At 66.3% G+C, this 10,890-nt stretch carries 10 protein-coding genes; 8 read left to right on the top strand and 2 right to left on the bottom strand.

What is annotated here, in order from left to right:
- Positions 1-8 precede the first annotated feature (8 nt).
- On the top strand, positions 9-941 hold the full coding sequence (locus F474_RS04550; RefSeq protein WP_165830266.1) for a M10 family metallopeptidase C-terminal domain-containing protein: 933 nt from the start codon (positions 9-11) through the stop codon (positions 939-941).
- 171 nt (positions 942-1,112) lie between these two features.
- On the opposite strand, the gene F474_RS04555 is transcribed toward F474_RS04550, so the two are convergent.
- Together F474_RS04555 and F474_RS04560 are read right to left on the bottom strand one after the other, a co-directional pair.
- The gene (locus F474_RS04555) at positions 1,113-2,291 is read right to left on the bottom strand and encodes an acetyl-CoA C-acetyltransferase (protein ID WP_097083731.1); all 1,179 of its coding nucleotides are present in this window, start codon (positions 2,289-2,291) and stop codon (positions 1,113-1,115) included.
- Between the two features lie 103 nt (positions 2,292-2,394).
- Positions 2,395-3,000, bottom strand: a complete 606-nt coding sequence (locus F474_RS04560) for a tRNA-(ms[2]io[6]A)-hydroxylase (protein ID WP_097083730.1) — start codon at positions 2,998-3,000, stop codon at positions 2,395-2,397.
- Between the two features lie 84 nt (positions 3,001-3,084).
- Here F474_RS04560 and F474_RS04565 point away from each other — a divergent pair, with 84 nt between their 5' ends.
- From F474_RS04565 to F474_RS04595, 7 genes are all read left to right on the top strand, one after another.
- Positions 3,085-3,933: a universal stress protein gene (locus tag F474_RS04565; RefSeq protein ID WP_097083729.1), complete on the top strand. Its 849-nt coding sequence runs from the start codon at positions 3,085-3,087 to the stop codon at positions 3,931-3,933.
- A gap of 128 nt (positions 3,934-4,061) precedes the next feature.
- Positions 4,062-5,021, top strand: a complete 960-nt coding sequence (locus F474_RS04570; protein ID WP_097083728.1) for a MoxR family ATPase — start codon at positions 4,062-4,064, stop codon at positions 5,019-5,021.
- Between the two features lie 8 nt (positions 5,022-5,029).
- Positions 5,030-5,974 carry a DUF58 domain-containing protein gene (locus F474_RS04575; RefSeq protein WP_097083727.1) on the top strand — a complete coding sequence of 315 codons (945 nt, stop codon included), beginning with the start codon at positions 5,030-5,032 and terminating at the stop codon, positions 5,972-5,974.
- Entirely contained in the window at positions 5,971-6,480 is a 510-nt protein-coding gene (locus F474_RS04580; RefSeq protein ID WP_097083726.1) for a DUF4381 domain-containing protein, read from the top strand. Before F474_RS04575 ends, F474_RS04580 begins: the two co-directional genes overlap by 4 nt.
- Positions 6,473-7,525: a VWA domain-containing protein gene (locus F474_RS04585; RefSeq protein WP_097083725.1), complete on the top strand. Its 1,053-nt coding sequence runs from the start codon at positions 6,473-6,475 to the stop codon at positions 7,523-7,525. Before F474_RS04580 ends, F474_RS04585 begins: the two co-directional genes overlap by 8 nt.
- Positions 7,522-9,255, top strand: coding sequence for a VWA domain-containing protein (locus tag F474_RS04590; protein ID WP_097083724.1), 1,734 nt, complete (start codon positions 7,522-7,524; stop codon positions 9,253-9,255). Before F474_RS04585 ends, F474_RS04590 begins: the two co-directional genes overlap by 4 nt.
- Positions 9,252-10,877, top strand: a complete 1,626-nt coding sequence (locus tag F474_RS04595; RefSeq protein WP_097083723.1) for a BatD family protein — start codon at positions 9,252-9,254, stop codon at positions 10,875-10,877. Before F474_RS04590 ends, F474_RS04595 begins: the two co-directional genes overlap by 4 nt.
- Positions 10,878-10,890: the final 13 nt, after the last annotated feature.

Below are 10,890 nucleotides of genomic sequence, written 5' to 3' on the forward strand. Positions count from 1 at the left end.
GGAATGTTATGGCAACTGCAACAGCTGCAAACCGCATCGAGGGTACTGACGGCAAAGACGTATTGGTCGGCACCAGTGGCAATGACCTGATCATCGGCGGCGCCAGCGCCGACAAGCTCACCGGCGGTGCCGGTGCTGATACCTTCCGCTTCACCGACATCAGCGATAGCTACCGCACAGCCACCAAGAGCTTCGCCGACCTGATCACCGATTTCGACCCTGGCCAAGACACGGTAGACATCGCCGACCTGGGCTTCAAGGGCTTGGGCAACGGCCTGGACGGCACACTGGCCGTACGCTACAACGCCGAAACCGACCGTACCTACCTGAAAAGCTTCGAAGCCGACGCCGACGGTAACCGCTTCGAAATCGGCTTCGAGGGCAACCTGCTGGGCGCATTGAACGAAAGCAATGTGCTGTTCGAGCGCCTGATCCTGGGTACCGATGGCAACGACCGCCTGACCGGTACCGATGCCAACGAAACCTTCGTCGGCGGCCTGGGCCGTGACGTGCTGACCGGCAACGGCGGCGCCAACGTATTCCGCTACGACGACCTGCTCGACAGCTACCGCAACTACAGCCAGGCCGACGGCAACCACGGCGATCGCATCAAGGACTTCAACGTCAGCGCCGACCGTATCGACGTTTCTGCACTGGGTTTCACCGGCCTGGGCAGCGGCCACGACAACACCCTGGACATCGTCCTGAACGAAAGCGGCACCCGCACCTACGTCAAATCCCGCGACCTGGACGCCGACGGTAACCGTTTCGAAATCGCCCTGCACGGTGACTTCATCGGCCAACTGAGCGCCAACAACTTCGTGTTCGCTTCCACCAGCAGCACCCAGTCCGAAGCCGGCAATGCCGCCACCGCACAGGCGGCTGTGGTGGCACCGGAAATCGAAGTGGTTGGCCTGGCGCATCACGAGGCAATCGCCTGACGTTCTGGGCGCCCGCTGCCAATTGGCTTCGACCCGCCCATGGCTCGGGCAGCCCACTGGCCCGGTAGACCACGGCCTGCCAACTCGCACGGCGTAGCACCGTGCGAGCTTACGCAGCGTCGATCTTCAGCCTTGGGTTGCGGCCATCGCACCCAAGGCTGATCCGATGGCTCAGCGTTCGATGGCCAGCGCTACGCCCTGCCCCCCACCGATGCACAGTGTCGCCAGGCCTTTATGGGCATCACGGCGAACCAGCTCGTGCAGCAGCGTCACCAGCACCCGGCAACCCGATGCACCGATGGGATGGCCCAGCGCGATCGCGCCACCATTGACGTTCACCTTGGCCAAATCCCAGCCCAACTCAGCGGCCACGCTCAGGCTCTGGGCTGCGAAAGCCTCGTTGGCCTCGATCAGGTCCAGGTCACCCAACGCCCAACCCGCCTTTTCAAGGCAGCGTCGCGTCGCCGGCACCGGCCCAATGCCCATCACGGCGGGGTCAACACCGCTGCTGGCATAACCGGCCACCTGCGCCAGGATCGGCACACCCAGCGCCTCGGCCCGTTCCCGGCTCATCAGCAGTACCGCAGCGGCGCCGTCATTGAGGCTGGAGGCGTTGCCAGCGGTGACGCTGCCGTCTTTCTTGAACGCCGCGCGCAACTTGGCCAGGCTCTCTGCATCCGTACCTGGACGCGGCTGCTCGTCGGTGTCAAACACCAAGGCGTCGCCTTTTTTCTGCGGCAGGCTGATAGGGGTGATCTCCGCTTTGAAGCGACCGGCCTGCACAGCGGCCTGCGCCTTTTGCTGCGACTGCGCGGCGAAGGCATCCTGCTGCTCGCGGCTGATGCCATAGCGCTCGGCCAGGTTCTCGGCGGTCACGCCCATGTGGTAGTCGTTGAAGGCGTCCCACAGCCCATCGGTGATCATGCTGTCGACCATTTGCGCATGGCCCATGCGCAAACCGGTGCGGGCGCCGGGCATCAGATAAGGTGCAAGGCTCATGTTCTCCTGGCCGCCGGCAATCACCACCTCGGCGTCGCCACAGCGAATGGCCTGCACCGCCAGATGCACTGCCTTGAGCCCCGAACCACAGACCTTGTTCAGCGTCATCGCCGGCACGCTGTGCGGCAGGCCGGCCAACAACGCCGCCTGGCGCGCCGGGTTCTGGCCGGCACCTGCAGTGAGCACCTGGCCAAGGATCACCTCGTCGACCTGCTCAGGCGCTACGCCGCTGCTGGCGAGCAGCTGGCGAATCACCGCAGCCCCCAGTTGCGGCGCCGGGACATTGGCCAGCGCTCCTTGAAAGGCGCCAATGGCGGTGCGAGTGGCGGCGACGATCACGACAGGCTGCATGGCAGGCTCCTGGGTTGGGTAGGCCTCAGATCATGCGGGCTGGCGCTGGATTTGGGAATTTTGGATTGCTTATCGGTTGATTTGGGCAAGCGATGTAATCGCCTCAGGCCGCCACCGGCACCCCGCTGTGAAAGCGGAACACTTCATCGGGCGCCTGAATCAGCTCTGCCTCTGCCACGCGCACTTTTTCAACGGTGCGGGCGATGTCCGCCGCATCGCCATATTGATGCGCCAACTTCAGATAGCCCTGGTAATGGCGCGCCTCACTCTTGAGCAGCCCATGGTAGAAAGTGCCCAGGTCGTCGTCCAGGTGCGGCACCAATGCCTCGAACCGCTCGCAGCTGCGGGCCTCGATGAAGGCGCCCACCACCAGCGTATCGACCAGCTTCACCGGCTCATGATTGCGCACCAGCGCGCGCAGCCCCGACGCGTAGCGGCCGGCAGACAGCGGCAGCACCTCGACCTTGCGCCGCTTCATGATGCGCAGCACCTGTTCGTGGTGAACCAACTCCTCCCGGGCCAGGCGCGACATGAAATTCACCAGGTCCAGGTGGGCGTTGTATTTGGCGATCAGGCTCATGGCCGTCGCGGCGGCCTTGAACTCGCAATTCTTGTGATCGATCAGCATCGTCGCCGGGTTCGCCAACGCCGCCTGAACCCAGGCCTCTGGCGTACGGCAACCGAGAAAGTCATGGATTTCAGCAAGCATGGCGGGCCTTGGTATCGAGAAAAACCGCGGAGTATACCGACGCGGAGGCTACGCTCATAGCATGAGCAAACCGAGGGCTTGACCATGTACGACATTGGCCGCCTGCTGGTGGTGCTGGGTGCCGAGCACCCTCCGCTGGCCCTGAACCGCGCCCGCCTGATCGCCCAGGCCACCGGGGCGCACCTGCACCTGCTGGTATGCGACCGCCACCATGACCGCAGCGCGCTGCTGGCGGGGCTCAAGGCCGGGCTCGCCGACGAGGGCTATAGCGTCAGCGGCGAGCAGGCCTGGGACCAGACCCTGCAACGTACGGTGATCCTGGTACAGCAGGCCGAAGGCTGCGACCTGGTCATCAAGCAGCATGTGCCCGACGGCGCCTTGAACGTGCTCACGCCCCCCGACTGGCAACTGCTACGCCAGTGCCCGGCCCCGGTATTGATGGTGCGCCATGCGCGGCGTTGGCGTGAAGGGCGGGTGCTGGCGGCGGTGGATGTCGGCAATGCCGACGGCCAGCACCGAGAGTTGCAGGACCAGATCATCGACCAGGCGTTTCAGATCGCCGAGCTGGCCCAGGCCGAACTGCACCTGGTCAGCGCCCACCCTTTACCCGCGCTGTCAGCGCCTGCACCCCAGTTCCAGCGTCGGGACCAGCTGCTGGAGCCCTACAAGGCGCACTACCAGAGCCTGCAGGATCATTTCGACATCCCTGACGAGCGCCTGCATATCGCAGACGGGCCGGCGGATGTGATCATTCCCCTGGTAGCCAGCCAGCTGGGCGCAGCGGTGACCGTCATTGGCACCGTGGCCCGCACCGGCATCGCCGGCGCGGTGATTGGCAACACCGCCGAGGCAGTGCTGGACCGCCTGGAAAGTGATGTGCTGGTGCTCAAGACGGCGCAGATCAGCGAGCATCTGATCGCCGCCTTGCGCTGAAGATCCTGTATGGATATTTAGCGCCGCGCAGCCAACGACACCTGCCCTGACGATGCAGTACAATGGCGCCTCGCCACCTCCCGGCAGCCCGTGCTCGGCACTCGGCGCCCCTTAGGAACCCTCCCCCCATGGAACACCGTGAAGCGCTGATCGCGCTGCGCAATTTTCTGGCCACCCAGATCCTGGGCCAGGACAAGCTCATCGACCGCCTGCTGATGGTGCTGCTCGCCGATGGCCATATGCTGGTGGAGGGGGCGCCGGGGCTGGCCAAGACCCGCGCAATCAAAGAGCTGGCCGAGGGCATCGAGGCGCAGTTCCACCGCATCCAGTTCACCCCCGACCTGCTGCCGGCAGACATCACCGGCACCGAGATCTACCGCCCGGAAACCGGCAGCTTCGTGTTCCAGCAAGGGCCGATCTTCCATAACCTGGTGCTGGCCGACGAAATCAACCGTGCCCCGGCCAAGGTCCAGTCGGCACTGTTGGAAGCCATGGCCGAGCGCCAGGTGAGCGTGGGGCGCAGCACCTATGATCTCTCGCCGCTGTTCCTGGTGATGGCCACCCAGAACCCGATCGAGCAGGAAGGCACCTACCCGCTGCCCGAAGCTCAGCTCGACCGTTTCCTGATGCACGTCAAGATCGGCTTTCCGGAAGCGAGTGTTGAGCGCAAGATCCTTCAGCAAGCCCGCGGCGAAGCCCTAGGCGGCGAGGCCAAGCCGGAGCGGCGAGTCACCCAGCAGGCGATATTTGCCGCACGCCGCGAGATCCTGGGCCTGTACATGGCCGATGCGGTGGAGGAATACCTCGTGCAGCTGGTGATGGCTACCCGTACCCCTGGCCGCTACGACCCGGAGCTGGCCGAATGGCTGGCCTATGGTGCCAGCCCACGAGGCTCGATCGCCCTGGACCGCTGCGCCCGGGCACATGCGTGGCTCGCCGGGCGTGACTTCGTCAGCCCCGAAGACATCCAGGCCGTGGTCTTCGATGTGCTGCGCCACCGTTTGATTCTCTCCTTCGAAGCCGAGGCCGCCGGGGTCGACCAGGACCGTGTGATCCAGCGCATCCTCGACGTCGTCGCGGTGGCCTGAGGCCCGCCATGCCCAACACTGCGCCCGCCCCGGCACGAATCAAGGTGGCCCTGGCCGACCTGATCGAAATGCGCCACCGCGTTCGTGAAGTGCAGTTGTTCGCCCGGCCCGGGCAACGCGGGCCACTGGTGGGCCTGCACCATTCCAGGCTGCGGGGGCGCGGCGTCGACTTCGACCAAGTGCGCGTCTACCAGGCTGGCGACGACGTGCGAAACATCGACTGGCGCGTCACCGCGCGCACCCAGGAGCCGCACACCAAGCTGTTTCACGAGGAGCGAGAGCGCCCGGTGTTTCTGCTGGTCGAGCAAAGCCGGCGGTTGTTTTTCGGCAGCACCGGGGCGTTCAAGTCGGTGGTGGCCGCCCGGGTGGCAGCCTTGATGGGTTGGGCGACGCTGGAGCACAACGACCGGGTCGGCGGGCTGGTGTTCGGCGACGCTGAGCATTATGAAATCAAACCGCGGCGCAGCAAGCAGAGCCTGTTGCAACTGCTGGCGCGCCTGGCCCAGCTCAATCAGGGCCTCAGCGCCGAGGGCAGCCCGGAGCCCGGCAACTTTGGCGCGGCGCTGCGCCGTGCCCGCGAGGTGCTGCGCCCGGGCAGCCTGGCCATTGTGCTGTGCGACACCCGCGCCCTGGAGCCTACTGCCGAGCAACAGCTGAGCTTGCTGGCACGCCATTGCGACGTGCTGCTGCTGCCGGTCAGCGACCCACTCGACCACGCCCTGCCCGCCGCCGGCCTGCTGCGGTTTGCCCAAGGCGAGCAGCGGCTGGAAGTCGATACCCAACGCGCGCCGTTGCGCCAGGCTTACGCCGAACAAGCCAACGAACGCAGCGCCCACTGGGAACGCCTGGCTGGGCAAACCGGGATACTGCTGTTGCCGCTGAGCACCGAGCGCGACCCGGTGGAGCAGCTGCGTGACTACCTCAACCCTCCGCGGGCGAAGGCTACGCGATGACCAGCCTACTGCAGCTCGAACCGCTGATTCCCCCGCCAGAGGTCAGCGCTTGGCCCTTGGCGCCAGGCTGGTGGGCGTTGCCGGTGCTGCTGCTGGCATTGGCAAGCCTGGCTTGGCGCTACCGCCGCTGGCGCCCGCGCCCTGCACCGGTGGCCGAGGAGCCCGTCGAAGAGCCAGCCGGCGAACAGGACCCCTTGCGCACCGAGGCGCTGATCGAACTGGCCATGCTGACCCGCCCCTACGGCAGCGCGCCGGCCGGGGCCTGGCTACAGCAACTCAATGGCCTGCTCAAACGGCTGTGCCGTATTCATTACCCTGGCAGCCATAGCCACACCCTCAATGGCCGCCAATGGCTGGCCTTTCTGGACAACCGCTGCCCAGCCGCAGGGCTGACCCGCTGGATGGTATTGGTCGAAGGCGTGTACAAACCCGAATGCCGGCTGGATGACAAGGCCATCGACGGGCTCAACCAGGCCGTAGCCGTGTGGATTCGCAAGCATGTTTGAACTCGCCTGGCCGTGGATCTTCGCCCTGCTGCCGTTGCCCTGGCTGCTGCGTCGCGTGCTGCCGGTTGCCGCCAGCGGCGAGCCGGCCCTGAAGGTGGCATTCCTCGATGACCTGGAGCGCCTGGCCCAGCGCCGGGCGCGGCTGAACTTGCCGCCCTGGCGCCGGCAACTGCCGTTCGCGCTTGTGTGGCTGCTGTTGCTGCTTGCCGCTGCCCGCCCGCAATGGCTGGGTACCCCGCTGCCGGTGCCGGCAAGTGGCCGCGACCTGCTGGTGGCCGTGGATGTCTCTGGGTCCATGGACTACCCCGACATGCAATGGCAAGGCGAACCGGTGAGCCGGCTAAGCCTGGTCAAGCACCTGCTGGGCGACTTCCTTGAAGCACGCGAAGGTGACCGCCTGGGGCTGATCCTGTTTGGCAGCCGGGCTTATCTGCAAGCACCGCTGACCTTCGACCGCCACACCGTGCGCACTTGGCTGGACGAAGCGCAAGTCGGCATTGCCGGGCAGAACACCGCCATCGGCGATGCCATAGGGCTGGGCTTGAAACGCTTACGCGAACGGCCTGCGCAAAGCCGGGTGATGATCCTGATCACCGATGGCGCCAACAACGGCGGGCAGGTGCCACCGCTGGTGGCCGCACGGTTGGCCGCGCAGAGCCAGGTCAAGCTCTATACCATCGGCATCGGCGCTGACCCCGGCAGCGACGGGCAACTGGGGCTTAATCCCAACCTGGACCTGGATGAGCCAACCTTGCGGCAACTGGCGCACTTGACCGGCGGGCAGTATTTCCGTGCCCGAAACGGCGCCGAGCTGCAAGGCATCGGCACTTCGCTCGACCGGCTGGAGCCGGTCAGCCAGTCGCCGACCCGTGCGCGGCCGGTACGTGAGCTCTACCCCTGGCCACTGGCAACGGCGCTGTTGCTGAGCGCCGCACTCAGCCTGGGGGTACCAGCGGCCTGGCAGCGCTGGGCAAACCGCGCCGCCGAACGTTTGCCGCAAGCGCCGCAGTGGCGCGAGCACCTGCGCTGGCGTAGACGCCGATGAGCGACCTCTGGCCTCACTGGGCGCGCCTGGGCTGGTTGCTCACGGTGCCGGTGCTAATGTGGCTGCTCGCGCGGCATTGGCGTCGCCAGCAGCGAACCGGGCGCTGGCATCAGCTGTTGCCGCAGGCCTTTCACCAGGCGCTGCTCTCGGCAGGGCGCGGTCGCGGTGCGCGCTGGCACCTGATGCTGCTGGGGCTGGGCTGGGCATTGGCACTGTTGGCGCTGATGGGCCCGGGCTGGCAGCGCCTGGAGCAGGTGGAGCAAAAGCCGGGCGACCCATTGGTGGTGATGCTGCAACTGACGCCGGAGATACTCGCCACCGACGTGGCCCCCAACCGCCTGGCCCAGGCCCGGCGCAAATTGCTCGACCTGCTCAGGAACCGCGCCGATGCACAGACAGCCATCGTCGTGTACGCCGGCAGCGCCCACGTGCTAGTACCGTTGTCCAATGACCTGGCCACCGCCAGCAACTTGCTCGATGCCCTCAAGCCTTCGCTCATGCCCGCCCCGGGGCAGCGTGCGGACCTGGCCGTGGCCCAGGCACAGGGCTTGCTCGCACAGGCCGGCCAGGGCCAGGGCCGTTTGCTGTTGGTCACCTCTGCGCTCAGCGATCAGGAACGTGCCGGCATCGACCATCTGCTGGGCCGGCAGAGCCCACCGTTGCTGATCTTGGGAATTGGCACACCCGATGGCGCACCGGTCAAGCTGGAAGACGGCCAGTTATTGAAAGATTCCCAGGGTGCGATCGCTTTGCCCCGCCTCGACGCAGGTGAGCTTGCACGCTTCGCCGAACACCAGCGCGGGTATTATCAGAGCGCGCGGGTCGACGATCATGACCTGCGCGCGCTGGGCCTGTTCGACAACACGTATGCGCCCCACTCCGCCAGCACCAGCCAACGCCTGGAAGCATGGGCCGACCAGGGTTACTGGCTGCTACTGCCCTTGCTGCTGATCGCCGCCCTCGGCGCGCGCCGCGGCTGGCTGCTGTGCCTGCTGCCCCTGTTGCTGGCCGCCCCCCACCCTGCCATGGCCCAAGGCTGGGGCGACCTGTGGCTGCGCCCCGACCAGCAGGGCCAGCGCCTGCTCGAAGCCAACCGCCCCGCAGAGGCCGCCAGGCGCTTTACCGACCACCGCTGGCAAGGCATGGCGCTGTTCGAAGCCGGCGATTACGCAAGTGCCGCGCAGCAGTTCGCCCGTGGCGACACAGCAGCTGATCACTACAACCGGGGCACCGCGCTGGCCCGTGCCGGCCAGCTGGAAGCGGCCCTGGATGCCTACGACCAGGCCTTGGAACGCCAGCCCGACCTTGCGCAAGCGTTGAAGAACCGTGCGATTGTTCAACAGCTGCTGGATGAGCGCCACGCTCAACAGGCCGCTGGAGGGCCGCCAGCCGAGGAGCCGACTTCAACCGGCCACGAAGCAGCCAATGCCGGTGCATCCGGCATGCCGCCTGGCCCCAACGGCCAGCCTGCCGATGCGCAGCCCGGCGAAGCCGCCAGCCAGGTGGACGCTGCATCCTCTGAAGGCGGCGGCCAAGCAGCCGGCGACGCCCTGGCCGCCCTGCAGCGAGGCGATGACCAAGCTCTCCCGGAAACCGCAAGCCCTGCTGTCGAAAGCGAACGGCAGCAGTCGCTGGAGCAATGGTTGAGACAGATCCCCGACGATCCGTCAGAATTGCTGCGCCGAAAATTCTGGTACGAACAGCAACAACAGCAGGACACCCCCCCATGACCCGGCTGCGCGCCTTCCTTCTCAGCACCCTGCTGGCCTGCCTGGCCCTGCCGGCGCATGCCTCTGTGCTGCTGGCCAGTGTTGATCGCACGCGGGTCACCGAAGGCGAATCCTTCGAGCTGATACTGGAAAGCAACGACGTCACGCTTTTCGGCAAGCCAGACCTGGCGCCCCTGGACGACAGTTTCCAGGTACGCGACACCCGGCAGATCAACCGCCCAGCGAATCTGGCCGACGACAGCCGCGGCAGCACCCGCTGGATCATCACCCTGGTGCCGCGCAGCCGCGGTACGGTGACGATTCCGGCCCTTAGCTTGGGTGAGCTGCACAGCCAACCGATCGTGATTCAGGTGCTGGCCGAGACTGAACCGGCGAGCACCGACAGCCTTGCACCGGTGTTCATCGATGCCAGCCTGGACCAGGACAGCGTCTATGTGCAGGCCCAGGTGATCCTGACACTGCGTATCTACCATTCGGTGCCGCTGTACGACGACAGCAGCCTTTCGGCATTGCAAGTGGCCGAGGCCAGGGTCGAGCAGCTCGGCCCGCCGCGCACCTATGAAAAACTCATCAACGGCGTGCGCCATGGGGTGATCGAAACCCGTTTCGCCATTTACCCCCAGCGCAGCGGCGACCTGCTGATCCCGGCCCTGGTGTTCAGTGCAACGCCGGTCATCAAAGGCGATGACGGCACCACGCACCCTGGTACCTTGACGCGTGTGACCTCGGCCCAGATGCCGCTGAGCGTTCGGCCAAAACCTGCCCAGTACCCTGAAGGTGCCCCGTGGCTGCCAGCACGCAGCCTGAGCATCAGCGAAGCCTGGAACCCCGAAGGCGACCAGGCGCAGGTGGGTGACTCAGTGACCCGTACCCTCACCATCAAAGCCGAGGGCCTCTCGAGCGGCCAACTGCCGCCTTTGCCGGTGAGCGACATCAAGGGCCTGCGCCAGTACCCGGACCAACCGCAGTTGAGTAACCAGGTCAGCGAGCGCGGCGTGGCAGGCAGCCGCCAGGAGCGGCTGGCCTTGGTGCCTAGCCGCGCCGGCAATCTTGAGCTGCCGCCCCTCGAGGTGGTGTGGTGGAACACCCGCGAGGATCACCTGGAGCGCACTCGAATCGCCGGGCATACGCTGCAGGTCGCCGACGCCCCGGGCGCTGCTGCGCTGGAGCCTGCGGCCAAGCCCGCGCAAGCGCAGGCGCCCGCCCCCCTGCTGTGGCCTTGGCAACTGGCGACGTTTTTCTGGTTCTGCCTGGCGATGATCGGTTTTGGCCTGTGGTGGCGTGGCCGGCGCTTGCCCGCGGTGGCGCGCACCGTACCGGCAGGCCCAAACCCTAGAGCGCTGCTTGATGAACTCAAGCGCGCGTGCCTGGCCAACGAGCCACAGGCCACGCGCCAGGCGCTGGACGCCTGGGCTCGCCAGCAATCTGAAACCTTGGCTGACCTCGCCGCACGCTACGCGCCGTTGTCGGAAGCCTTGGACAAACTCAACGGCGCGCTCTACAGCGAAGCCGGCCGCTATTGGCAAGGCGCCGAGCTGTGGCGCGCCATCGGCACCCTGCCCGCCAGTGCGCGGGCCAGTACGCGAGGCGGTGACAGCCTGCCGCCGCTCTACCCTCAATAGATTCCGGATTGCC

Origin of the sequence: Pseudomonas sp. URIL14HWK12:I12, assembly GCF_003097135.1 — a bacterium.
In the GTDB taxonomy this organism is placed as follows: Bacteria; Pseudomonadota; Gammaproteobacteria; order Pseudomonadales; family Pseudomonadaceae; genus Aquipseudomonas.